Source organism: Paludifilum halophilum, from assembly GCF_002245355.1.
Classification (GTDB): Bacteria; Bacillota; Bacilli; order Thermoactinomycetales; family DSM-45169; genus Paludifilum; species Paludifilum halophilum.
On record NZ_NOWF01000004.1, the window covers coordinates 214,051 to 237,811 of the forward strand.

At 49.4% G+C, this 23,761-nt stretch carries 34 protein-coding genes; 17 read left to right on the forward strand and 17 right to left on the reverse strand.

Annotation, left to right across the window (positions count from 1 at the left end; genetic code table 11):
• Positions 1-154 precede the first annotated feature (154 nt).
• From CHM34_RS08175 to CHM34_RS08215, 9 genes are all read left to right on the forward strand, one after another.
• Positions 155-619 (forward strand): hypothetical protein, encoded by a 465-nt coding sequence (locus tag CHM34_RS08175; protein WP_240511932.1) that lies wholly within the window; start codon positions 155-157, stop codon positions 617-619.
• The gene (locus tag CHM34_RS08180; protein WP_338048649.1) at positions 616-1,017 is read left to right on the forward strand and encodes a hypothetical protein; all 402 of its coding nucleotides are present in this window, start codon (positions 616-618) and stop codon (positions 1,015-1,017) included. The genes CHM34_RS08175 and CHM34_RS08180 overlap by 4 nt, the downstream gene beginning before the upstream one ends.
• A gap of 50 nt (positions 1,018-1,067) precedes the next feature.
• Entirely contained in the window at positions 1,068-2,264 is a 1,197-nt protein-coding gene (locus CHM34_RS08185) for a glutathionylspermidine synthase family protein (RefSeq protein WP_094264114.1), read from the forward strand.
• Between the two features lie 62 nt (positions 2,265-2,326).
• The gene (locus CHM34_RS08190; protein ID WP_094264115.1) at positions 2,327-2,764 is read left to right on the forward strand and encodes a DUF350 domain-containing protein; all 438 of its coding nucleotides are present in this window, start codon (positions 2,327-2,329) and stop codon (positions 2,762-2,764) included.
• 400 nt (positions 2,765-3,164) lie between these two features.
• On the forward strand, positions 3,165-3,467 hold the full coding sequence (locus CHM34_RS08195) for a helix-turn-helix domain-containing protein (protein ID WP_094264116.1): 303 nt from the start codon (positions 3,165-3,167) through the stop codon (positions 3,465-3,467).
• A 114-nt stretch (positions 3,468-3,581) separates the two neighbouring features.
• Entirely contained in the window at positions 3,582-3,878 is a 297-nt protein-coding gene (locus tag CHM34_RS08200) for a hypothetical protein (protein WP_141201662.1), read from the forward strand.
• Between the two features lie 35 nt (positions 3,879-3,913).
• Positions 3,914-4,129: a hypothetical protein gene (locus CHM34_RS08205; RefSeq protein ID WP_094264118.1), complete on the forward strand. Its 216-nt coding sequence runs from the start codon at positions 3,914-3,916 to the stop codon at positions 4,127-4,129.
• 172 nt (positions 4,130-4,301) lie between these two features.
• A complete protein-coding gene (locus CHM34_RS08210) occupies positions 4,302-4,934 on the forward strand; it encodes a transposase (protein ID WP_094264119.1) in 633 nt (210 codons plus the stop codon).
• A 1,338-nt stretch (positions 4,935-6,272) separates the two neighbouring features.
• Positions 6,273-6,539, forward strand: a complete 267-nt coding sequence (locus CHM34_RS08215; RefSeq protein WP_094264120.1) for a metal-sensitive transcriptional regulator — start codon at positions 6,273-6,275, stop codon at positions 6,537-6,539.
• A 46-nt stretch (positions 6,540-6,585) separates the two neighbouring features.
• Here CHM34_RS08215 and CHM34_RS08220 read toward each other — a convergent pair whose 3' ends face one another.
• The 8 genes from CHM34_RS08220 to CHM34_RS08250 form a co-directional block, all read right to left on the reverse strand.
• A complete protein-coding gene (locus tag CHM34_RS08220; protein WP_094264121.1) occupies positions 6,586-6,840 on the reverse strand; it encodes a metal-sensing transcriptional repressor in 255 nt (84 codons plus the stop codon).
• A gap of 31 nt (positions 6,841-6,871) precedes the next feature.
• A complete protein-coding gene (locus CHM34_RS08225; protein ID WP_094264122.1) occupies positions 6,872-7,663 on the reverse strand; it encodes a sulfite exporter TauE/SafE family protein in 792 nt (263 codons plus the stop codon).
• Positions 7,664-7,726: 63 nt separating this feature from the next.
• On the reverse strand, positions 7,727-7,954 hold the full coding sequence (locus CHM34_RS08230) for a sulfurtransferase TusA family protein (RefSeq protein WP_094264123.1): 228 nt from the start codon (positions 7,952-7,954) through the stop codon (positions 7,727-7,729).
• A 128-nt stretch (positions 7,955-8,082) separates the two neighbouring features.
• On the reverse strand, positions 8,083-8,511 hold the full coding sequence (locus CHM34_RS19550) for an MBL fold metallo-hydrolase (RefSeq protein ID WP_206093765.1): 429 nt from the start codon (positions 8,509-8,511) through the stop codon (positions 8,083-8,085).
• Positions 8,487-9,236 carry a rhodanese-like domain-containing protein gene (locus tag CHM34_RS19555; protein WP_206093766.1) on the reverse strand — a complete coding sequence of 250 codons (750 nt, stop codon included), beginning with the start codon at positions 9,234-9,236 and terminating at the stop codon, positions 8,487-8,489. The genes CHM34_RS19550 and CHM34_RS19555 overlap by 25 nt, the downstream gene beginning before the upstream one ends.
• 23 nt (positions 9,237-9,259) lie before the next feature.
• Positions 9,260-9,655 carry a DsrE/DsrF/DrsH-like family protein gene (locus tag CHM34_RS08240; protein ID WP_206093767.1) on the reverse strand — a complete coding sequence of 132 codons (396 nt, stop codon included), beginning with the start codon at positions 9,653-9,655 and terminating at the stop codon, positions 9,260-9,262.
• Between the two features lie 23 nt (positions 9,656-9,678).
• The gene (locus CHM34_RS08245; RefSeq protein ID WP_094264125.1) at positions 9,679-10,245 is read right to left on the reverse strand and encodes a sulfurtransferase TusA family protein; all 567 of its coding nucleotides are present in this window, start codon (positions 10,243-10,245) and stop codon (positions 9,679-9,681) included.
• Positions 10,246-10,259: 14 nt separating this feature from the next.
• Positions 10,260-10,562, reverse strand: coding sequence for a rhodanese-like domain-containing protein (locus CHM34_RS08250; protein ID WP_094264126.1), 303 nt, complete (start codon positions 10,560-10,562; stop codon positions 10,260-10,262).
• 433 nt (positions 10,563-10,995) lie between these two features.
• Between CHM34_RS08250 and CHM34_RS08255 the strand changes: the two genes are divergently transcribed.
• Positions 10,996-11,481, forward strand: a complete 486-nt coding sequence (locus CHM34_RS08255; RefSeq protein ID WP_094264127.1) for a DsrE/DsrF/DrsH-like family protein — start codon at positions 10,996-10,998, stop codon at positions 11,479-11,481.
• Positions 11,482-11,563: 82 nt separating this feature from the next.
• Here the strand turns inward: CHM34_RS08255 and CHM34_RS08260 are convergent, their stop codons facing one another.
• Entirely contained in the window at positions 11,564-12,133 is a 570-nt protein-coding gene (locus CHM34_RS08260; RefSeq protein ID WP_094264128.1) for a class I SAM-dependent methyltransferase, read from the reverse strand.
• A gap of 222 nt (positions 12,134-12,355) precedes the next feature.
• Between CHM34_RS08260 and CHM34_RS08265 the strand changes: the two genes are divergently transcribed.
• Both CHM34_RS08265 and CHM34_RS08270 read left to right on the forward strand, forming a co-directional pair.
• Positions 12,356-12,883, forward strand: coding sequence for a hypothetical protein (locus CHM34_RS08265; protein ID WP_094264129.1), 528 nt, complete (start codon positions 12,356-12,358; stop codon positions 12,881-12,883).
• Between the two features lie 151 nt (positions 12,884-13,034).
• A complete protein-coding gene (locus CHM34_RS08270; RefSeq protein ID WP_240511933.1) occupies positions 13,035-14,288 on the forward strand; it encodes an MFS transporter in 1,254 nt (417 codons plus the stop codon).
• A 449-nt stretch (positions 14,289-14,737) separates the two neighbouring features.
• Here CHM34_RS08270 and srtD read toward each other — a convergent pair whose 3' ends face one another.
• The 8 genes from srtD to CHM34_RS20425 all read right to left on the reverse strand — a co-directional run bounded on the left by srtD (position 14,738) and on the right by CHM34_RS20425 (position 21,178).
• Positions 14,738-15,346, reverse strand: a complete 609-nt coding sequence (gene srtD, locus CHM34_RS08275; protein WP_094264130.1) for a class D sortase, LPxTATN-specific — start codon at positions 15,344-15,346, stop codon at positions 14,738-14,740.
• Positions 15,347-15,366: 20 nt separating this feature from the next.
• On the reverse strand, positions 15,367-16,080 hold the full coding sequence (locus tag CHM34_RS08280; protein ID WP_094264131.1) for a cytochrome c biogenesis CcdA family protein: 714 nt from the start codon (positions 16,078-16,080) through the stop codon (positions 15,367-15,369).
• Between the two features lie 28 nt (positions 16,081-16,108).
• Entirely contained in the window at positions 16,109-16,732 is a 624-nt protein-coding gene (locus tag CHM34_RS08285) for a TlpA family protein disulfide reductase (RefSeq protein WP_094264132.1), read from the reverse strand.
• Between the two features lie 60 nt (positions 16,733-16,792).
• The gene (locus CHM34_RS08290) at positions 16,793-17,566 is read right to left on the reverse strand and encodes a hypothetical protein (protein WP_094264133.1); all 774 of its coding nucleotides are present in this window, start codon (positions 17,564-17,566) and stop codon (positions 16,793-16,795) included.
• A 12-nt stretch (positions 17,567-17,578) separates the two neighbouring features.
• Complete coding sequence (locus tag CHM34_RS08295; protein ID WP_094264134.1) at positions 17,579-17,890, reverse strand: hypothetical protein; 312 nt, start codon at positions 17,888-17,890, stop codon at positions 17,579-17,581.
• Positions 17,887-19,302, reverse strand: coding sequence for a sensor histidine kinase (locus CHM34_RS08300; RefSeq protein WP_169713650.1), 1,416 nt, complete (start codon positions 19,300-19,302; stop codon positions 17,887-17,889). Before CHM34_RS08300 ends, CHM34_RS08295 begins: the two co-directional genes overlap by 4 nt.
• Positions 19,299-19,964: a response regulator transcription factor gene (locus CHM34_RS08305; RefSeq protein WP_206093768.1), complete on the reverse strand. Its 666-nt coding sequence runs from the start codon at positions 19,962-19,964 to the stop codon at positions 19,299-19,301. The genes CHM34_RS08300 and CHM34_RS08305 overlap by 4 nt, the downstream gene beginning before the upstream one ends.
• 386 nt (positions 19,965-20,350) lie before the next feature.
• Positions 20,351-21,178, reverse strand: coding sequence for a four-helix bundle copper-binding protein (locus CHM34_RS20425; protein WP_500690232.1), 828 nt, complete (start codon positions 21,176-21,178; stop codon positions 20,351-20,353).
• 79 nt (positions 21,179-21,257) lie between these two features.
• Here CHM34_RS20425 and CHM34_RS08315 point away from each other — a divergent pair, with 79 nt between their 5' ends.
• The 5 genes from CHM34_RS08315 to CHM34_RS19275 all read left to right on the forward strand — a co-directional run bounded on the left by CHM34_RS08315 (position 21,258) and on the right by CHM34_RS19275 (position 23,696).
• The gene (locus CHM34_RS08315; protein WP_169713651.1) at positions 21,258-21,815 is read left to right on the forward strand and encodes a DUF4158 domain-containing protein; all 558 of its coding nucleotides are present in this window, start codon (positions 21,258-21,260) and stop codon (positions 21,813-21,815) included.
• 262 nt (positions 21,816-22,077) lie between these two features.
• Complete coding sequence (locus CHM34_RS08320; RefSeq protein WP_094264137.1) at positions 22,078-22,260, forward strand: hypothetical protein; 183 nt, start codon at positions 22,078-22,080, stop codon at positions 22,258-22,260.
• A 4-nt stretch (positions 22,261-22,264) separates the two neighbouring features.
• Positions 22,265-22,597 carry a hypothetical protein gene (locus tag CHM34_RS08325; RefSeq protein ID WP_141201663.1) on the forward strand — a complete coding sequence of 111 codons (333 nt, stop codon included), beginning with the start codon at positions 22,265-22,267 and terminating at the stop codon, positions 22,595-22,597.
• Positions 22,582-23,220, forward strand: coding sequence for an ATP-binding cassette domain-containing protein (locus CHM34_RS08330; protein WP_094264139.1), 639 nt, complete (start codon positions 22,582-22,584; stop codon positions 23,218-23,220). Before CHM34_RS08325 ends, CHM34_RS08330 begins: the two co-directional genes overlap by 16 nt.
• Positions 23,221-23,543: 323 nt before the next feature.
• Entirely contained in the window at positions 23,544-23,696 is a 153-nt protein-coding gene (locus CHM34_RS19275; RefSeq protein ID WP_169713652.1) for a hypothetical protein, read from the forward strand.
• The last annotated feature ends 65 nt before the right edge of the window (positions 23,697-23,761 follow it).

Here is a 23,761-nt window from a genome sequence, read left to right on the forward strand (position 1 = left end):
TGAGTACGGTTGGTAAAATGGTGACTGCCCTACCAGTCATGCATAGAATCCTTTCTTGTTTTGGCAAATAAACCTTTACTTTTAACGAATGGTCACGGTAACCTGAATGGGTAGAACTCATATTTCCATCCATTTTGACGAAGGGAGGGCAAGGATGGCGAGGCTGGAGTATCGGTTGGATCATTCGGAAAACGGATATCCCGTTCTCTACTATTATGAACCGATTGATGCCGAGGAGATTTCCACCCGGATGGTTTGTGATTATTTCGTCAAGGGGAAGCGGGTCTATGAAAAGATCTCTTGTACCGCCGGACGGAATCAATCGGTGATCCTGGTGAGAGAGGCGGAGGAAGAGGAAGTGTTAAGCTCAGAGATACTTCAACGTCCGGAGTGGAGCGGACTCCGTCTGGAAGTGCGCGAATTTAGGGAAGAGGCGGTCTATTATCCCGTCGTCCAAACCATGCATTTTTCCGATGCGGATCATCTCCGGACTTACCTCCAATCCGATGCGTTTGATGTGAATGGTCGACCCTGGCAAAAGACTTCGGCGGAAATCGATGAAAATCGGCGTGTTTACGTCCTGTACGCCATACCGATCAGCGAGGGGGGATCCCGGTGAAAGAGAAGGTCATCCCGGAGCAGGAAAAAGAGGTTCAAACGGACTTCGGTACCGGACGCACGGCGAAATTGGTCGGCATGTTCGCAGCGACGGCATTAGTGGTAGCAACGGGTTGCAGTCCCGACCGGACGGCGGAAAAGTGCCGGGACAGGGATAAAGACGGTTACTGTGACGAAGAAGTGTGTGAAGACGAAGATCAGGACGGTTATTGTGACGACGGCAGCGGACGAACCGGAAGCAGTCATGTTTACCGGAATGGTAAAAAAGTGTATAAAAAAATTTCCGGTGTCTCATCCGGTTCGAAATCCAAAGGAGGCGGCTCCGGTGTTTCTTCCGGCTCTAAATCCAAAGGCGGTGTCGGCAGCAGCAGTTCCGGCGGCTGGTTTAGCGGGGGTTGATCTCTCTGTCCACAGCCTACGCACAGCGGCGCCGCGAGTTGTACGAGCCTATGCGTCGGGAAGGTGTGTTTACCTGGGACTGGTTTTATGGAGAGGAATACGCCTTAGCCTCCATCCATACCATCCCGGCATCCTTTCAACGGGAGCTGGCCTTCGCGACGGAAGCGTTAGGCGGTATCTTTACCCGGATGGTTTCTGTACTCCGACAGGGAGAGGATGAACTGCTGGAGGAGTTGGGCTTGCCGGAACCGACTCGGAATGCGGTTCGTCTGTCCGTTGCCGAAGAGGTGCCGACGATCATCGGGCGGTTTGATTTTGCCCGTACCGCCGAGGGTCTCAAAATGCTGGAATTAAACAGTGATACACCGACCGGAATTGTGGAGGCCTTTTACGTAAACGGCCGGGTTTGTACCGCTTTCGGCATGGAGGATCCCAACCGGGGAGCCGAAGATGAGCTGGCCGCCGCGTTTCAGGAAATGGTGAGCGAATACCGCTCGAAGCATTATCCCGTCGATCATATCGTCTTTAGTGCCTTGGGTTGGCATGAAGAAGACGCCGGCACCACCCGTTACCTCATGAACCGGTCCGGACTTTCCGCCCGGTTTGTGCCTTTGGAGGATCTGCGGGTCAAAGGGGATCGACTCTACGCCGGCACTGGCGAGAAGAGCATCCCCGTCGACGTATGGTACCGGCTTCATGCTTTGGAGATGCTGGCCGAAGATGAAGATCGCGATGGTTATCCCACCGGAGTCCATATCCTGGATCTGATCGCCCGGGGAAAACTGGCGGTCATCAACCCCCCAGGGGCCTTCATCGCACAGACCAAAGCCTTGCAGGCCCTTATCTGGAATCTCCACGAAACCGGACAGTTTTTTACCCCGGAGGAGCATGAGATGATCGATACTTATATGCTTCCGACTTATTTGGAAAATCGGTTTCAGGGTCGATTCCCCTATGTCGTAAAACCCGTCTTCGGTCGGGAGGGAGGGGCCGTGGTCCTGTGCGACTCCGACGGTTCCGTCGCCGCCAAAGACGGAGAACCGGCCTACTGGGATCAAATGATGGTGTACCAGCGGCGGGTGGAACTGGAACAGGTGGAGACGGAGACGATGAAAGGGCTTTTCCGGGGGCATCGCCTCTGGGGCTCCTTCCTGGTCAACGGGAAGGCCTCTGCGATTCTCTCCCGGGTGGACGGCCCGATCACTGGCAACCTGTCCTATTATCTGCCGGTGGGAGTGGAAGGTTGACCCTCATGATATGACTGGAACGGAAGTCTTACGACTGTTGATCGAAAGGAGCTGTTTGATCCGTGGACGTTCAATGGCCTTATATCCTCAACTTTCTGATGTACCTGGGTGTGACCTTACCCTTGGTCATCCTGGGAACCATCCTTTTTCTCTTTACCACTCCCTATCGGGAGTACCGATTGATCAAAGAAGGAGCGGACACGTCCGACCCGCAAAAAAGGTCCGCCGCCAAAGCCGCCTCCTACGACCTGGGTGGAAAAATTCTCGGTTTGGCCCTCGTGCTGGCCTCTGCCATCTACCATTCCACCCACCTGGTCGATTTGATCATCTGGGGAGTGATCGGAGCGGTATTCCAAGTCCTCGTCTTCTACCTCTTTGAACTGCTCACTCCTTTTCGGGTCGTCTCCGAAATTCCCAAGGGAAACGTCTCCGTCGGTCTGTTCGCCTGTTTTCTAAGTGTCTCCACCGGCCTATTGATGGCGGCTCTGCTCAGTTATTAAGGCCTGTCTCATCACCTCAGCTTGGTCCCGAGCCGATGTGGTCGTCTATAATCTCCTAACAAAAACAAAAGGATTTCCGCCGACTACACCGGCCCTTTCTATCGCGGGGAAATTTGATCATGACACCCCCGGAAGGAATCCGATCCCATCGCGTCCGTCCTGGGGCGGGATGGGACGGGTTCCTTGATTTTTGGAAGCAGTTTTTGTTTTAAAAGTTTTAAACGATTAACTGTTTAATTGATGGTACACTTGCGGTCATTTTAAAATTTATTATATTGCAAAAACCTATTTTCTTTCCTCATCATATGATATAAAATGAATTTCGGAAAAATAAGTAACTTGGGTAGACGACTCTAAATCTTAAAGATATGAATGATAATATCTTTAATGAGGTGTTCCAATGAACATATCAGAAATTCAACAGATAGGTACAGTTGTCAGAAAGGTGCGAAAGGAGAGGGGGCTCCGATTGGGAGATCTAGCGGATGAAAATATATCATCTGCTACAATCAGTAACATTGAACGCAGTGTTCCTCATGTTCATGACTCCAAAGTTTATTACCTATTGGACAAGCTGAAAATCGGAGGGAATGAAGGATCGGAGGTCATGTATGAAGAAGAAAATATTCTAAGAAATTCACTTCTAAAATTAAAATTAGTATCTATACTGTGGAAATCCGGAAAGGCTGAAGCGGCCATTTAATTACTCAAAAAAATGAATATTGAGGATGAAAATATTTATTCGGCCTATTTCCACTATCTTATGGGACTCTGTTTTCAAGAACTTAAAGAAGAAGTCAAATCGGAACAGGAGTTTATGAAGTCTATTCAACTTTACAACCAAAACGATCTTGATAACAATCTTAAGGCGGATTGCTACAAGGAGCTTGGGCTCCTCAGTTATCTAGAAAATGATCTGGAAAAGGCCCTTGAACATACCGAAAGCGGAATTGATGCATTTGTGAAAAATGGGACAAACCAAAGGCTTAAGTATGTTCTCTATCGAAATAAGGCCGTTTATTTAGAAAAGATGGGAAGAATCAATGAAGGTATGGATATTGTTCAACAAATATGGGATTCCAAAGATGAAATCAATGAACCGGAGACTCTTTAAACTTTTATTGGTTGAAGTCGGAGTTTTCCCGCAGAATGAAAATTTATGATGTAGCCATTCAGTTAGCATTTGAAGGGCTTGAAATAGCAGAAAATAATACTCATTATAAGTATATCTTTGATTTTTGGACTCTATTGGGTGCCATATATACGGCTACTTCCAGTTTGGAAGAGGCGGAAGATTGCTTTGATACGGCTCTTTCAATGAAACACAAACTGGAATCGGAAAAAACTGCGACGACAACCGGCTGAACCAGGATCTAAACCGAGTCAAAGGGCGGATTCACAACTGGCTGGACCGGTATTTCCCTGAGTATCGGGAGGTCTTTAAAAGTTGGGAAGGCAAGGCGTCCATGATGGCGCTGAAGCACTTTCCCTTTCCGCAAGATGTAATTCAGCTGGGAGTCGACGGGGTGGTGACCCAGTGGAAGACCGAAGTGAAACGCGTAGTCGGAAAAAAACGGCACAAGACCTGGTCGAAGCCGCCGCCGACTCCATTGGCCTGACCGAAGGGGTGGAAATGGCGCGGGTCGAGCTGTCCATGCATCTCGAACAGTACGAGGGGTTCAGCCGCCAGATGGAACAACTGATGGAGTGGGTACAACAACTTTTGCAGGAGATTCCGGAAGCCATCCCGATGATGGCCATCCCTGGAGTGGGCATGGTGACCGTGGCCGGGTTTCTGTCGGAGGTGGGGGACGTGTCCGGTTATGAGTATCCGCAGCAGATCATCAAGCTGGCGGGGTTGAACCTGAAGGAAAACCGCTCCGGCCAACATAAAGGGCAAACCCGAATCAGCAAGCGGGGACGCCCGCGGTTAAGGTCCCTGTTATTCCAATGTACCTTGATACTGGTAGCCAAGAATCCCGAGTTTAAAGCCCTGCACCGGAACTGGACCACCCGGAGGGAGAATCCATTGAAGAAAAAACAATCGCTGGTAGCGTTATGCGGCAAACTCATCCGTGTGCTCTTTGCCTTGAGTCGGAAACAAACACCGTATGATGGGGCTAAAATGTTACGTGACCGAGAACGAGGAACGTTACAGGAAGTCACTTAAGACCTTTTGCATGATCTCGCTTGAAACCCTTTGAGGATTTCAGACAAACGAAGCACGGATGAGCCGGGAGTATTTTTTCCATACGGGCATGGGACCCAGCAAAGGAGCTTACCCGGCCTCCACCTCTTGACAGGCGGAACGAAGGAATGAAAGGGCCGATCATGGACTCTGTGAGACATGGGAGGGTATGCCTCAAGGGTGAAAGTGGAGATCCAATGGGTGACCATATGTTGGAGAAAGTCGAGAGGCGTTTCTTCCAACGACCCTTTCCATCCAGAAACACATTCCTTCAAAATAGAGTCGTAAGCTTGGAATGTCTGTGTCCCAAAATTGGAGAACGAGCGAGGAAAAGTGAGAAATTATTTTAATGAGGGAGAAGGTATGTAAAGTATATGTATGGAGGATCGAAATGGTTAAAATATCCATATGGTTTTGGGGATGATTGGATGGTACACTAAACTCCCACACACATATATTTTAGTTTCTCGCTTCAAGGGGTCACCGTAACAGGGGTAGAACCAGCAACTCTACGGTTAAACCCAAATTGGTGATTTGTGAATGACCTGGTCGGGATATAACACAACGCTGCGAAAACCGCAATAAGAGGTCACCTGACCATTTCGGGTGTACGATCCGCTAAACGCTCCTATTGTCAATTGTGATGGAGACCACTCACTGTAGACTGAAAGAGGACCGGCGCGGCGGCAAGGGATTATCAATTGGGCATCCTTCTTGTAGTACACAAATTTGTTTTACGTAACTGACTGATCAAACACATCCCATTGGGTTTAACTCATGGCCTCCTTTTCAATGGTAAAGATCGGGAAATCGTCTTTGCTTCATGGTTACGGGACAATCACAGTAAGCTAAAAACGGATCAGATATGAGTCATCCTCAATACCCGTATCTTGTCCATTTTTCCCCTCCTCTAACGGTAACACTAGATATCATTTTGGCTGTCCTGCTAGACAGCCCTTCTCTTTGCATAACCTCCCCGGATTTTATGCATACATTGTGGCACAAGCGGGAAAGGGGGGGGGTGAAAAAAACCTTTAACCCTAGAAAAAAACAAGGAGTTCCCACCCGTTTGTATAAATGTTATATGAAAAGCCCCCGGGACGCGTAAAACCTGAGGGGAACGTGCAAACCGCCTGAAACCCTTGTCGTTTAAAGGATAAAGGCGGTTTTTAAATAGGATCGATAACATTACTTTTGATATATGATACCTTGATCCGTTTTTATATGGAAGCCAATGAAAATAAATAATTGACATCCCTACATCCAATTCCTATAATACACATAGGTGTACAAGTATTTAACAAGGGGTTGTCCGAGGAAATGCAATACTCCGATGATATGAAACGCCGTCTGCGTCGAATCGAAGGGCAGATCGGGGGTGTTTTGCGGATGATGGACCAGGAAAAACCATGCAAAGATGTTGTTTCACAACTCTCGGCGATCCGTTCTGCCATCGATCGTGCAACTGCCTATACGGTTAGTCGCCACCTTGAACAATGCATTCGGGAAGAGTTGGAAAGTGATCAGGCAGGTGATACAGAAAAACTGGTCCAAGAGGCCATCAACCTACTTGTGAAAAGCCGATAACGACAAACAAGCGGGCCCCTCAGAAGGAATTACCCGCTTGTTTGTTTTAGCGACTTCTCACCAGAAGCCGGACGGCTTCATCCACTGGATTAGTCACAGAACTATCGGAATCGTTCGTAAGACATTCCTTCAGGTTGTCCGCTACCACCGCCGCTGCTGTACGATCCATTGCACTTCGGACAGCGGAAAGTTGTGCCACGACCTCTTTACAAGATTTCTCCTGCTCCATCATCCGAAGGACACCCCGGACCTGTCCTTCCACCCGGTGGATCCGGTTCATCTGTTCTTTCCGATATTTCATCTCCCATCCCTCCTCTCTGGAAGACTGTCATTCAAAACAGGATATCGTACCAGACTTTCACGGCCGTAAGCAGAATAAGGACGGCGAGTGTTCCCTGAAGGAAACCGCGGTTGGCCGTCTGCCCTACCTTGGCTCCGAAGGATGCCCCAAGGAGACTGCCGACGATCAGAATGGCCGATTCGAACCACAAAACGTGGCCAGCCATAATTTTACCGACCATTCCACCAATAGAGGACAAAAGGACGATGGCCAAAGAAGAGGCAATGGTCACTCGGAGAGGGATCCCCAAAAGGGAAACCATGATCGGGATCAGAATGAAGGCGCCTCCTGCCCCCACAATGCCGGACAGGATCCCGACAATAAAGGATGAACCAATCGCGATCACCCGGTTATAATGGAACTTTTCCCCTGTTTTTTGGCCGTCCCCATTTTCCTTTCGTCCGGGTTTCAGCATCATGACCGCTGCAACCACCGCCATGATCCCGTAGATCAAGTTGATGGCCTCACCAGGGGTGAATTTTGAACCATATCCTCCGATTAAACTCCCGATCACGATACTGACTCCCATGTCCAGTACCAGTCGTTTGTCGATCAGGTTGCTTTTCCGGTAAGCCCACACACCCCCCAGGGTGGCAAAGAAAACCTGGACCATGGCCAGGGCGGACACCTCTTGGGCGGTATAGACCGCCATCCCGAACAGGGGAGGCACATACAGAAGCAACGGATATTTAACAATCGATCCCCCGACCCCCAGCATCCCGGACAGAAACGACCCCAGGAACCCGATGAGGAACATGACCAAAATCAAACCGATAGAAAGCATACGGTTTCTCTCCCTCCTTTTATGAGAAGGGGGAAAGGATCCCAAACCCTTTCCCCGCTGTCTTCAGCCTTTTTTCACGTAAAAGGTGTAGACCCCGTTGTCTTCTTTAGTCTCCAGCAATTCGTGATTCGTTTGTTTCACCCAGCTTTGAAAATCATTAAGGGACCCTTTGTCCGTCGATTGCAGCTCCATAACCTGACCGGGTTTCAGTTCATCGATTCCTTTTTTCGCCCGAACAATGGGCATCGGGCAGGACAATCCTTTAGCGTCGATTACAAGATCGGCTTTCATCGCATTCCTCTCCTTTTTGCTTGATGGCCGGGGCAAGTTCACGGTTTGTTCATCCCCGACTTCTTTGTTTTACTGATTCGCTCCTGATCCGCTGACGTTCTCATCGGTCGGGAGCGTACAGTTTCACCTCAACCGTCATATGCTTGGGAAAGGGCGCAGATATTACGACCCAGTTCCAATTCGGAAGCTTTTTCCTCATCCGCTTTCAGAAGGCCCGTATTCACCCGTTTAATATCCACGTATTGGGACGGGAAGGTGGGTAAGTTGGACAGGATATAGTTCACAAAGGCCTCTTTTCCTTCCTGAACTTTGCGCAGACCTTCGTTGGTCTTTTTCAGCTCTCCCAGGGTCCCGACATAGAGCCCCTCTTGGTTGGCTTCTTTCGGACTGCTAAAGTGACCGGGAAGGACCATGGTTTCATCAGGCAGTTCCAACAGACGCTTGAGGGATTCATAGTGAACCGGAGCCCAGGTATCGCCCTTACCGCCCAGATCCGGGCGCGCAATGGACTGAAGGAAAATCGAGTCACCGCTTAAGAGGTGGCGGTCATTGACCAAGTAGGTGAAGTTACCGAGGGTATGGCCGGGGATGTGCAGGCCTGAATCCGGACCGAACCGACGGTAAATTCTTGGTTGGGCTTGACCATTTCATAGGAGAGGTCGGCCGGTAGCATGTCGATGGGATGAATACCGTCGTAGGGATGCAAGTAGTATGGTACGCCCAACTGCTCCGCCAAGGCAGGACCGCCGCTAATGTGGTCCGCGTGTCCGTGGGTATCCAGAACCGCGACTACCTTCAGCCCTTTTTTCTCCACGAATTGCAAGTAATTGTCGATATGGCGCAGCGGATCCACAATGATGGCTTTATTATTAGACGCGATGACGTAGCTGAGGCATCCCCGCGCCGGACGAATGACTTGGTAAATGCTTAGTTCAGCACTTTCGGCCACCGGTTGAAAGCTGTAAAAATTCCCCCAGGCTTGCATGCCCCCATTTAAAGAGGACACATCGTAACCTTGGTTTACTAACATTTCCGCTACCATTTCGGACGAGCCGCCCTTGGCGCAGACAACGACTACTTCAGTATCCTCGGATAGATGAGGCTCTGCCGCTTTTTCGTCGTCTAGAAAATCGAAATAGGGAATGTTCACGGTACGGATGGTTTTTCCTTCGATTTTCCAGTCCTCATAATCTTCCGGGTTACGCACGTCCAGAACCAGGAAGTCGTCTCCGTTCGCCATTTTGTCCTGTAACTCTTCCACAGTAATGGTTTTGAACGCCACATACATTCCTCCTTAACGTTTGATCAGAAACTGAGTGTGATATCGGCATCGAAGGCGAAATCGAGAAAGCTTACTGCACCGCCAACTTCGACCCCTTCGATCAACTGTTCCTTTTCCACGCCCATGACATCCATCGTCATTTGGCAGCCGATCATCTGGACTCCACCCTCTCGGGCCATATCCTGAAGCTCGCCAATGGAGGGAACTCCCGCTTTCTGAAACCCTTCGGCGAAGTGTTCCTTGCCGGGGCCCATCGTCAGTTGCTGACTCCCCTCCCGATGGATGATGTTCAGCCCTTCAAAGGTGAAGAAAATGCCCACCTCCGCATCGCTCGCCACAGCCGCCGTCGCAATATTCAAAGCTTTGTATGCTGTTTCCAAATCACCGTTGGACGCAATAATCGCCACTTTTTTTGCCATCAAACATTCTCTCCTTTTGCTCGTTAGTCGTTTTGCTCGGTGGGACCTTTCCAGTCTTGCATCCCGGGAACGACGTTCTTCACCTTAAATCCTTTTTCATGAAGCTTCTGGCTGGCCAAGTCGCTCCGGGAGCCGGACCGGCAAATCACCCAGGTCTCCTTTTCTGGATCCAATTCGGATAAGCGCTCCTCCAATTCCCCGAGGGGAATGTGTTTGGCCCCGGGAATGTGGCCGAAGGCGTATTCCATCGGTTCCCGCACATCCAAGACGGTCAGCTTGTTATCTGAATAACGATCCTCCAAATCCTTCAGATCAACCACATAGGGGAAACGTTGCTCAACCCCTTTTTCTCCCTCCGTGGCCTTTCTGATGAAGTGGTGGAGAACGCCTTCTTCTTCTTTGCTCCCCAGGTATTGGTGACCGGACCGTTCCGACCAGGCCTTCAAGTCGGCGAGGGAACCCCGATCGGTCGCTTCCACATGTAGCACCTCTCCAGGATTCAACTCACCCATCGCTTTTTTCGTCTTCACCACCGGCATCGGACAGGCCAGTCCTTTGCAGTCCAAGGTTTGATCCACTCGATCACTCATGTATGAACCTCCTTTTAGGCCCCGGTCCACTTTTTCATGCCGCCTTCCAGGTTCCATACCTTACCAAATCCTTGATCAACGGCATATTGGCAAGCTTTCCGGCTGCGGTTTCCACTTGCGCAAACAAAGATTGTCTCCACTTTGGGATCCAGCTCCGACAATCGAGCCGGGAGTTCTCCCAGGGGAATGTGTTTGGCTCCGGGGATCATCCCCGAACGGACTTCCCGCTGTTCACGGACATCCACCACGGTTAAGCTTTCCCTTCGGTTCAAACGATCTTCCAACTCGTTACAAGTTAACTTTTGGTAATCGACCATGGGGTGATCCCTCCTTTTTACATATACCCCTATACCTATATAATGGGGTCAAAAAAATAGGATTCATTGTAACACGGACCACAACAGAATGAGCGCTCCTCCCAGAAGCGCAACCCATGTTCCCGGTCAGGGAGGGGGACCGGTTGAGATGGGTCGGTGCCCGCCTCAGGTAGCGCCTGCACATTCCATCTTTCTGATCCCGGTTTTCATCGTGGATTGGATCCATAGAATCCCTCCAGTATGACTGTTTATGGGTGAACAGCAATATGGCCGGTTCACGATCCCGATTATATACCCCGTGGGGTATAAAGTCAACCCTTTTTCTTTAGGATAAGGGGTTTCCAGTTTTGAGGTTGACAGGTTCTGCACTGATACATATACTGGCATATGTATTATATCCTGAATTCATTAAACATGAAAGGAGGAGTTTCGAGTGGCCACGGAAGAAAATAATACGTCTATCGTCGTTTTCAGCGGCGATTTGGACAAAGCGATCGCCAGCTTTATCATCGCCAATGGTGCGGCCGCGATGGGTGGCAAGGTGACCATGTTCTTCACCTTCTGGGGGCTCAATATTTTGCGCAAGGAAAACTACGTTTCCCCCAACAAAAAAGGGTTCATGGAGAAAATGTTCGGCAAGATGATGCCCCAAGGGCCCAACCGCCTCGGCATCTCCAAGATGAATTTCGGAGGCTTGGGCAGCCGCATGATGAAAAAGGTGATGAAGGACAAAAACATCTCCACCCTTCCTAAACTGATGGAAATGGCAAAAGAGATGGACGTCAAGATCGTCGCCTGCACCATGTCAATGGATGTGCTGGGAATCGGGGAAGACGAGCTGATCGATGGTATTGACTACGGCGGTGTGGCCGCCTATCTGGGTGAGGCTTATGACTCCAAGCACAACCTGTTCATCTGAAAACGAACAACAATCACCCAACAAAAAAACGTCGCAGTCCTGCAGATGAAAGGATTGCGACGTTTTTTATTACCGACCTCATTCATCTCTTTTTGGCCAAAATCATATAATGATCCTCTGTGGGTGAACTGATCTGAACCGGTATCAATCCGACCGCTTCCATCGATTGCTCCATATTAGTCGATTTCACCCGATGATGAAGAGGAGGCCCTTCGTTACTTTCCTTTCGCTCCCATTCGAGACACAAACATGTTCCATTCGGTTTTAGGACACGTTTGATTTCTTTCAGTGTTTTTATTAAATCCACTTCATGCAGAACCAATGAAGCCAGGATGTGGTCTACTTCTTGCGTTCCCAATGGGATCTGTTGGATATCTCCCTTTAGGATCTTTACATTCTTGGCTTTGTGTTCTTTAGTTCGTGTGGCCAAAATATCCAGCATCTTCGGTTCGATGTCTAACGCATATACGGTTTCATCGGTTAACTGTGCAACCGGAAACGTGAAATAGCCGGTTCCCGCGCCCAGGTCCAACACTTTCTCCGATTTTTTAATCGGCAATTCTTTTAATATCGTCTCAGGAGGTAATTGGCGTTTGCGTTCAGGTGAATCGAGGCGGTCAGATTTATTGGGGTCAAATTTTCTATCGTCCATACAATGATTCCTCCATCTGTTGGATTCGTGCACATTATACACATACCCCTTAATGTATACAAGTTTAACCGATTCGATCAACAATAAAAACCCAATCGAACAGTTGTTGACATACATATACCCCTATATGTATTATGGGATTATCCGATCGGAAAGAGAGATGCGATTCCCGGGAAGATCGTTGATCTCTAAAAATACTTAATGAAAGGAAGAAAAGATCACATGAACACATGGTTTAAGGGACTGGGATTTGGCGCGTTGGCTATGGCTTTAACTTTTGCTGGAGGTGCTTTTTCTCCGTCCACGGTATCCGCAAACAATTTACAGACCGATACAGGGGTCGCGGTGACGTCTGAGGATGAAGACGAAAGTACCCATTTGCAAATTGGTGGTGGCTTAGACGCCTCATCTGAGGATGAAGAAACCAAAGGAAGCGCTGATATTGGAACAGCTATATCTTCTAAGGATGAAGGTGACAACACCGAGGTGAAAGCGGGGACCGGAGTGACCGCTACTTCTGAGGAGGAAGGCGATGCCACCGAAGTGAAGGCAGGCACCGGGGCCACCGCTACTTCTGAGGATGAGGGCGACAGCACCAAAGTAAATGCGGGCACTGGAGCTACCGCTACTTCTGAGGACGAAGGCGATGAAGATGGTGTAAGTCTAGACATCCTTCTTGATGTCCTGCTCGGTGAAGAGGATGGAAGTGACAACAATAATGACGACGACGATTCTCTTGGTTTGTTTTAATTAAGGAAACAAAAGATAAGGGGCGGACCTAAACCTCGATAGGTTATAGGCCCGCCCTATCTTTACTCCGAATTGGATTCATGACCAAAATATTCCCCTGCAATCCGAGAACCATAGGAAAACCAGAAAAAACAACAAGGGAAAAGGGCAGTTGGAGGAATTTCTCGTGCATGATGACAAAAACAAAGAACAAATAAAAATCGGATTAAAGGAAAATCTGCCCCTGTTTGTCTTACTGGTCGTAATTAACCTCTTTGTTGGATCCATGGTCGGGTTAGAACGCACTGTTCTTCCCCTTCTTGGAGAAAAGGTTTTTGGTTTAGCTTCTGCTAGTTCCGCCTTGTCATTTATCGTTAGCTTTGGGTTTACCAAAGCCATTGTGAATTTCCTGGCCGGACGCATTGCTGATTGGATTGGCCGAAAGAAAGTATTGATCACCGGCTGGATCGTGGGTCTCTTTGTTCCTTTGATTGTCATCTGGGCGGATTCCTGGTGGTGGATTGTCTTTGCCAACGTTCTCTTGGGAATCAGTCAGGGACTGACTTGGTCCATGACTGTCAATATGAAGGTAGATCTGGTATCGGCCAAACAACGCGGATTAGCCATCGGGTGGAATGAATTCGCGGGATATGTTGGCTTGGCAGGGACAGCAGCTATTTCCGGATACCTGGCAGCCCAATATGGTTTACGACCGGAACCTTTTTATTTTGGAATCGGAGTCGCTCTGCTCGGGTTGGTGCTTTCGCTGCTGGTAAAAGATACGGAGAGCTATCTGCAAGTACAAAAACAACATGCACCAACGGACGCGAAGAATTCCCCCTCAATAAAAACGATCTTTCACACAACAACGTGGAATAATCCCACGCTTTCAAGTTGCACGTTTTCCGGTCTGGTTACCAATTTAAAAGACGGAATGGCTTGGGGGTTGTTTCCGGTGTTTTTTACAACAGCGGGGCTGTCAGTGGGCAAGGTGGGATTCCTTGTCGCCCTCTATCCAGCAGCATGGGGGGTTTTTCAGCTCTTTACCGGTGGATTGAGTGATCGGTGGGGTCGAAAATGGATGATTGCATCGGGGATGTGGGTGCAGGCGTTAGCTATTTGGGGCATCTTAAGTTCCAATAGCTTTACCGGATGGGTGATCGGTGCCATATTCATGGGGCTTGGAACGGCGATGGTGTATCCCACGTTGCTGGCCGCGATTAGTGATGTGGCCCATCCCAGTTGGCGCGCGAGCTCGTTAGGCGTTTATCGCTCTTGGCGGGACAGTGGTTATGCCTTTGGGGCCTTATTAGCGGGAGTGTTGGCAGATCTGTTAAACATTGCATGGGCCATTGGATTAGTGGCATTATTACCTCTGATTGCTGGACTGGTTGTAGTCTTCCGAATGGCAGAAACCTTGAAGTAAGTAGAAAATAACCGCTCTCTACAGAGGGCGGTTATTTAATGGGATCGGTAACTATTTAAGAAAGGGTCAATTGGTTTTTACAGATTTGCTGGTTTTGTGCGTACAACAGATGTTATTCACCTCTTTATGGCCAAAATGCCTCCATGAGTTCACTGATCCGAACCGGCATCGGATCCGACCAAAATTCCATCGATTGTTCCATATTGGTTGATTAACCGATGAAGAAGAGCCCTTATATTACTTTCCTTTTCATGCGGAACCAATGAAGCAAGGATATGGTCCACTTTTTGCGATACCAATGCAATCTATTGGATATCCCCCTCTGGGTCGAAGGCGACGACACACCGAAGTGAAGGCAGGCACCGGGGGGGCCACCAGTACCTATTTCATGAAGTAAATGGACATAAAAACTCTGTTCGGTGTTTCAAATGGTCCGTTCATCAATACCTCTACTTGTTTTTGATATCCACGAGATCCGCACGGATAATATAGCGTTGCGGGGCACTTCCCACCATCTCAAAAGGATAACAGGTAATTAACGAAGCATCGGGCTGATCATGTCCCACGATGACCGATCGGTTGTCGTCATCTACAATGAAAGTCTTGCGAATCTGATACGTAAATACGCGCCCGTCGTTGGTTTTAACATAAAATTTATCCCCGTCTTTCAACTCTCCTGCTCGGCGAAAGGCCGTTTCTCGATGGCCGGCTAGTACTGTATGTCCCGTTTCTCCCGGAAGGACCGTCCCATAACCGATGTATTGCCCGACTCCCTTAGCCAATTCTTCATCTCCAGTTCCGTAAATAATCGGAACCACCACACCGATCCGTGGAACATAGAGTTTGCCGATCTTTTCCCCTCTTTTTGGATGACGGGGAGAGGAAATCCCTTGGGTCAGGGAAGGCTCCGGTGTTCGTTCAGCCCAGTTGTTCGCTATGCTCATGGCCAATTGTGGATCCTTCGCCACCACTTTCAGCTGATCCCATAACTGATACCCATTGTAGGTAATCATCGCTCCCCCAGTGACAACGAGTAAAATCGCCAAAACCCGAATCATCCTGAATTTCTCCTCCCTCCTTAGAAACCTGTAAATCCACCGAATAATCCCGTTAACCAGGAAATAATCAGGGTCATCTGGTTGGTATACAACAACACTCCGGAAACGACCATCAGGGCACCGCCCGCTTTCATCAACCGGGCGGAATATTTTAAGATCCAACGTGTGCGCCCCAGGAAAAACGCCATCACAAAGAAGGGAATTGCAAAACCGAGGGTGTAAGCGGTGATATAAGCCAGTCCGGCCGAGGGATTGGAAGCGGCAAGAGCCAGTACGGACACCAAAATGGGACCGACACAGGGGGTCCAACCCGCAGCAAAAGCCATCCCAACGGCGGAAGAACCAAAGTAGCCCCAGCGCTTAGTACCTACATCAAACTTTTTTTCTTTCATCATGAATCCCGGTTTAAAAATCCCCAGCAAAAACAGGCCCATCACGCCGATCAGTACCCCGCCGATCATGCGAATTAGATCCCGGTTTTCGCTAAAAAACGCTCCTACCCAACTGGCGGAAAAACCGAGGGCGAAAAAGATAATCGAAAATCCCAGAATAAAAAACAGGGTATGCATCATGGTAGCCCGCCGGATCTCCTTGGATTGGTTGTTATCCTGTAACCGTCTTACCGACATCCCGGTGATATAGGAGATATAGGAGGGATAAAGGGGAAGACAACAGGGGGAAATAAAAGAAAGGACGCCGGCGCCGAAAGCCAGCCATAAGGTCACATCCGCCATCGGTTTCTCTCTCCTCTCTTACTCGATTTTAGGAGGTGAGTTCCTTCATGATTTCCTGCAACTGTTCCTCCGTCATCGCTCCGGTGATCTTTTGAATCACTTCCCCCTTTTCATTGACAATGTACGTTTGGGGAATGGAAAACGCTTGATATTTCTCTCCCACTTCGCCGGATTCATCCAATAAAATCGGAAACGTAAACTTCTCCTTTTTCACGTACTGTTTCATTTTTTCTTTGTCATCCAAGCTGGTGAGGTTTACCATGCGGAAATTGACCTGTTCACCATATTTTTCATAAGCTTCCTGGATGTGCGGCATTTCCACCTTGCAGGGCGGGCACCAGGAAGCCCATAAGTTGATGAGCGTTGGCTTGCCGCCTGCCTCCGACAGGGTCACCTCGTCTCCCTTCAGAGTCTTCAGGGTGAAGTCGGGAGCCTGAAACCCTTCGGCTGCTCGTTGGTCGCGGTTCGGTCCTTTAGCCCCTTTCTGTGGATTCGTTTGGCTTTCACTTTCCTGGGCCGGAGTCGAACGGTCGGATTCGGAAGCTTTTTGCTCGGAGGCGTTTTGACCCCCTGAGGCCCAAATCGAACCAGCCACCGCCCCGAGGATGACCACGGCAATAAGTAGATTGCGCCAAAACAAACGATTGCCCATACCTTTTTTCCTCCTCTGTAAACCTTTTCGTCAATCCGCACTTGAACATCATGATAAAAGTCAAGTGTGGTTTTTCTGTGGAGAAATGGGCTTTTCTCTTTCCAAATGTTCCTTTTCACGGGGCAACCATGGCACAAATCCGGCCATCCACGCCGATAGGGCCAATCCAACAAATATCCATTGTTGCCCCGACAAGCCCAACCACAGGGTAGTAGAATAGTAATCAAAATAGGAAACAACCAACAGGGAGACACCCGTCACCATTCCCAAACGGACAAACGTTTGACCTGGTGAGAGACGGAGCCGTAGGTTCCATCCCCACACCCACACCGCTGCTAGCACCGCCACCCGGTACAGATGAATCGGGTGGTAGGTTTGGCTGTATCCCTCTGGAGAAATCCCCCAAAACAGCGAGGTGGTTTCGCCCAATCTCGCCAACAGAAAGGAATAGATGATCCCTGCCGTCACAGCGGCAACGATAAAGGCGTCCAACAAACGTGCCATACCGAGTTGGTTCTTTCGAAGGAACCAGCCGAGAAAACCCGTTGCCACCGCTCCGCCCAACCATGCCCCCTTTTCTGTTCCCGACACGAACAACAGCGCGCGGGGATCCTCTGAAATCGTCGCAGGATTCCACAACAACGGGCTCCAGCGCCAAACGAAGAACCACAAAAGGGCGGCCTGGATCCACACTTCACTCCAAGACACGTGCCTTTGAACGGGGGCTTCCCATTGTTCAGCCACTTTTCCGCCCACAGTAATCGAGAAACCACCGACCAACCAAGTAAGGGGCAGCAAGAACGGCCCCAGGGGAAGCACGTCTTGCGTAAACATTTCACCCCTCCTTTAAGGATTATCTTCTTTTAGTTTCCGTACCGGTCGGATCGAGGGCTGCCCGCAATGAGGACAATAATGCCAAGATGCCTTTATGGGAGTGCCGCAGGAACACGTTTTCTGTGTCCTTTTTTCCACCCACCGCTGCATGACTCGAAACAAAAGCAAAGCTAACAAAAAGAGGAACAGGATGCGCAATCCCTTCAAAAAAGGAATGAGGAATTCGGAGACCGGTCCGAAGGGGGTTGCCTGAACGGCTGTGGTCAAGCATCCGCCGCCTATGAAAAACAGCAGGATCGCGATCCACCATTCCCGTCTGCTCAACACGATCTTCCCCCTCGTATCCCGCCGGAAGCGGCGACTGGAAACTCCATCACGAATATCGTCCCTTCTCCCGGCTGGCTCTTCACTTCAATCGAACCCTGATGCAGATTGACCAACCGCTGAACGATGGACAATCCTAAACCACTCCCTCCATGCTCGCGTGAACGGGATTTTTCCACCCGGTAAAAACGCTCCCAAATGCGTTCCAACTCTTCTGCCTCCATCCCCACTCCCCGATCTTTCACCTCGATGCGTATCCAGTTGGCTTCTGGTGACGGCGACAGGGTAACCTCAACCTCACTACCTGCCTCGGAGTGGTGGATCGCGTTATCCAACAGGTTGATCAAAATCTGGTCGAAGCGGACGGGATCGAACCAAAGCCCTTCATTGACTCGACCTGACCATCGTAATTGAACGCCTTTCTTTTCCGCATGGGGTTCCAACTCTCGGATCACTTTTTGGATCCTCCTCGTCGGAGAGATGCGTTCTTTGTTCAACTCCAACTTTCCCTCATCCAACCGACTCAAGGTGACCAAGTCCTCCACTAACCGCTCCAATCGGTCGGTCTGCTCCCTAATCACCCGTTTGAGGCGCCTCGATTTTTGTTCGGACAGATCCCGCTCCTCCAACAAAGCCGTATATCCCTTCAGATAACTCAGGGGTGTGCGCAATTCATGAGAGATCTCGGACAAAAAGGTACGACGGGAGGAACGATAGTAGTCCAAGCTTTGGGCTAACTCATTCATCCGCTCACCTAACGAGGTGAGCTCATCATTTCCTCGTACCGGAATACGGGTCCGATAATCCCCATGGGCCAACTGCACAGCTGCATTGCGGATATCGAGGATGGGACGAACGGTTCGCCGGGAGAGGAGCAGGGCGATCCCGCCCCCGATGGATAGAGCGCCGACCCCGGCCAACAGGATCAGCGCTTCCAGGGAACGAAAAGTGGCAGTCAGCCAGCTCATCTCCAGGATCACCACCACGGTCCCCGCCTCTTTCCCCGAAGGGGCGAAGGGGGAAGCGACCATAAGGGCAGGTCTTTGGGAGCCCGGCAAGGTTAACCGATGGCGTTGCGTTCCTTCCCTGTCCTGGAGGCGGCCTCGGACTGCATCGATCAAGGCTGTATCCTTTTGTTCAGAACCGTCATATAATTGCCCTGACGGCTGGAACAAGTATACCCATCGCCCTGACCCGCGTTCCATGCGCCGGATATGTTCCAAGGTTTGCTGAGAAAAATCTTCAGACAAAAGAGAGGCATAAGTACGCGTGCGATCTTCCAGGTTCTTTCCGACAAAGGAGGCAAAATGACCAGTCACCACCTGATAACTAGCGGTTCCCAGCAGCAGAAGACCGATGGTCATCGTCACCACAACGGACAACAGCCATTTGCCGGTAATCCCGCGCATCATGAAGGCGACCTCCATTTATACCCGTAACTCCACACAGTCTTAATCCGCTCCGATGTTTCGCCCGCCTTTTTCAATTTCTCCCGCAAATTTTTCACATGCGTATCCACAATCCGTTCATCTCCGGGAAAATCGAGTCCCCACACCCTCTCCACCAGCTCCGACCTCGACCATGCCCGCTTTGGGGCCGAGGTTAAAGCCTCCAGCAGATCAAATTCGATTCGGGTCAATTTTAGTTCGGTCCGGTCCACATAGGCGGTCCGTCCCTCACGGTCTACCCGGATTCCCCGGTCCGTTCTTCCACCGGTCCGTCGCAGAACGGACTTGACGCGAGCGATTAGTTCATTGGGGTCAAAGGGTTTGATGACATAATCATCCGCTCCCTTTTCCAGCCCCGTCACCCGGTCCCGGGGGTCTGTGCGCGCGGACAAGATGATCACCGGAATTCGATTGTTTTCCTCGGAGAGGCGACCTAGCACCTCCATCCCATCCCGATAGGGCATCATCAGATCGAGGATACACAGATCAAAAGGATGGGACTTCAGAAGTTTCAAGGCTTCTTTCCCATCGGAAGCGGTAGAGACGGAAAACTCATCCTCCAAGATCAAGATGAGCATCTCCCGCATTTCCTTTTCATCATCGACGACCAGAATAGAAGGCTTCAATTTGAGACCCCTCGCTTATCACCCTTAAACTCATTTCAGACAGAATGATTGTAGACGAAAAATGTGGTTTTTCTATGGAGAAACCTCTATCTTCCTCTTTTTGGTTCCTTTTTTATTAGGCATTGATCTCTTTTATTGGATCGATCACGAAATTGCAGTTCCGAGTGTCCATTTTTGTAGTGTGTCTCATTATGGTTGGAATAAAATTGTCCCTGTCTTCATTGAGAGCCGTAAGTGTGGTCTTACCCCGGTCAAGGTACGGTTGGACTGATCAAACACTCCTCTCCTCGATGGGCGGAAAATAAATAACCCCCCACGGAGGGGGGCGGATTGGGAGGATGGCGCAAAGAAACAGACAGACGGCCCCCTATAAATTTGGGTGAACGTTAGTCCGTTGCCATTGCGTCTGCTTTCGTTTTATGAACAGTACCGAAAGGGTGCTCAGGTGGAGCATAAATCGTGTAAAGTTTCAATGGTTTATGCCCTGTATTGGTTAAATTGTGCCATGTTCCTGCAGGTACCATGATGGCATAATCATCATAAACTTCTGCTTCAAAATCCAATTGATCTTTCCGATCCCCCATTTGAACCAATCCTTGCCCTTCTTCGATTCGCAGGAATTGATCAACGTCGGGATGAACCTCTAAACCGATGTCATCTCCCACATCGATACTCATCACGGTCACTTGCAAATGATCTCCTGTCCATAAGGCGGTACGAAACGTGTTGTTTTGCTTCACCGCTTGATTGATATTTACAACAAACGGTCTTTTTCCGTAATCGATCAATTCGATATTATCTTCTTGGTTGAATCGATTTGCATATCCACTGGCATAGGCCCGGCAAGCAGAGGCGCAGTGCAGGCAGACCCGGGCACAGTGCTGGGAGTGCGGGTCCGGGTATTTCATGCATTCCTGACCGCATCGTTCACAAATGTGGGCACAGATAAGTGCCATTTGTTTGGAGATATGGCTGTATCGGGCCAGCATCTGGGCGGTCAACGCACAAATGTCGGCGCAATCCCGGAGCAAGCGAAGTTGTCTGCTGCGGAAGGCGACATCGGGCATGGAAGCCACTATGGTCACCATATGATCGCAAACAACCTGACAATGCTGAATGATTTGGAGTAAAGACATGGAACTACCTACACTTACATGACTGATATTTTCGGACATGATGATCCCTCCTGGGCAAAAGTCTTTACTAATATACATATGCCCGGAGGAGAGCACTCGTCTGGGCGTTCCATTTTTAATGAGAAAATCTGGCCAGTCCTAAACGAAGGTGATGGACGTGGATGCAACGGTGGCATCCAGGAATTCGCCACATCGCAAACATACAACTCCCCTTTCTCCGTTTAGTACACAAGGAGATTTTTTGCATGGTACCGAATCTGTTTTTGGAAAAAAGGAACTTCGGCCGTTTTGTGGTTTTATTTTCCATTTGATGGGTGTTGCCGTATCAAAAGTAAGCCCAAAAGTACCGACTCTTACAATTCTAGGAGCTTTAATCGGGATTACCCTTGGGCAGGCGTACAGTGAAAAGTATTGGGATCCAGAAGAACTGATTGATCTTTTCACTTTGCTACCCAATGAGTATCGATTGATCGGAAATAAAACAGGGGCTACCCGGCTGGGCTTTGCAATTCTTCTCAAGTTTTTTCAAAAGGAAGCTCGATTTCCTTCTCAAAAAAGCGAAATACCTTCAGCGGTTGTTCAATATGTGGCTAAACAGTTGAACTTAGACCCCATCCTGTTTGATGACTACTCTTGGAGTAACAATACCGTGAGCAATCATCGTTCGCAAATCCGGAAATTCTTTGGATTTCGGGAACGAACCGAAAGATGCTAGTGAAGTGATCGACTGGCTACACCCTAAGGTCTTCGATTATACCCAGGAAGAGGAAGCATTAAAAGCGGAAGTATATGCAGAATACCGTCGTCGTAAGATTGAACCTCCGACGGACGGCCAAATCATCCACATAGTAGTTCCGCTATCCGTAGTCAAGAGCAACAATTGTTTGAGGAAACGTATGCTCAACTATCCTCCATTTCTATCGCCCGAATGGCTGCTTTCATCGACTCTTGGGCGGAAATAGAGGAGACGAAAAGTAATGATCCTTCGGAAGCGATCACCTTCCCGAAAGTTGACATTGGGACCCGGACGTACCAACAAAGAGAGTCTGCTTCTGGAAATCCGAAAGTTAAAGACCATCCGTCAGCTGGAACTCTCAACGGACTTGCTGACCCACGTACCCACCAAGATGCTGAAGCGCTATCGGATGGGCAGTCTCTGAAGAGTTGCGGGAGCTTCGTCGGCATCAGCCGCCGGTTTGGTACTCGCTATTAACTGCCTTCTTCTGGTCCCGGGCCCAGGAGATTACGGACAGTTTAGTGGAACTGTTGATCACCATCGTCCACAACATCCGGATGCGATCCGAACGAAAAGTGGAACGAGAATTGTTGCATGAAGTGAAGCGGGTGCGAGGAAAGAGAGATCTTTTAGTGCAACTCCTGAAGGCAACATTGGGTCACCCGGACGGGATCATAGGAGATGTCCTATATTCCGTGGTTGATCCAAAAGCTCTCCTCGATTTGTTAAAGGAGGAGGGAAAGATGTGGCTGAGTCCGTGATTGAAACCCTTCGTTTAACTAAGCTGTATGGGGGACGCCCGTCGGTCAAGGACTTGGATTTACAAGTTTCGCAAGGGGAAGTGTACGGATTTTTGGGGCCGAACGGAGCCGGTAAAACGACGACGATCAAGATGTTGCTCGGCCTGGTGAAACCCACCAAGGGTCATGTACGAATATTTGGAAAGGAGATGGGAAAGGAACGAAAAATCATTCTCAGAATAACGGGATCTCTTGTGGATTCCCCGACCTACTACGGACATTTGTCCGGCCGGGATAACTTGAAAATCATCACCCGGATCTTGGATCTGCCTGAAAAAAAGATTGATAAAATGTTTTATCCGTTTTTCGCATCGATGCCAATCATGGCCCTGCAACTTTGGCTCTCCATGGTGATCCGGAATCAGGCGATTCCTCTCACCATCGGTATCATCGGTGCCATGGTCAGTCTGTTTCTGGGCTATTCTCCGAGTTCGTTGCTTCAACTTCTCCCTTGGGCTTATGTCCCCCTTTCTTCGCCTGTGAATGAAGGGGATTACGCACAGTGGCCCCTGGCGGGTATGGGTCTAGGGCTTGTGTTGTTCCTGGCAGGCGGACTCCATTTTTCAAAGCATGAGTTACAATAGAAAGGAATAGAAGAGTGATGGCTCATCCCTTGGCTTATCGGTATTTTCATTCCGAATGGTTGAAACTGCGCTGGTCCATGATCATTCCGATCTTCATTCTCGGCCCCGCCATCTCCTTGTGGATCGGTTTTGCTGTCCCTGCAAAAAACGACGACCGATCATCTCCCCCGACGGGGTTTCCAGATAGGACACGACCATCCCGCTTTCTTTACACATGGAAAGCGGTTTTTTATGCAAACGATATAAAAACTGATAAATTATAATTTTCCGTCCATTAATGGAATAGGGATATAGTACAACTCCCAGACAAGGAGGCTTTCTAATTGGTGGAATGGAAGAAGCAGTTGGTTGTCATCCTCATCGCCGCGTGTTGTGTTACGGCTTCCAGCCACCCTGTCTTTTTTAAACCAGAGGCTAAAAAAGATGCACAGCATATGAAAAGCCATGATTTCAAAAGTGAACCGAGTAACGGTTGACCCAAGAGTTCGACATAGATGGGATTACCCGCTTCCTTTCCCGAGGAAGCGGTTTTTCCTTGCAG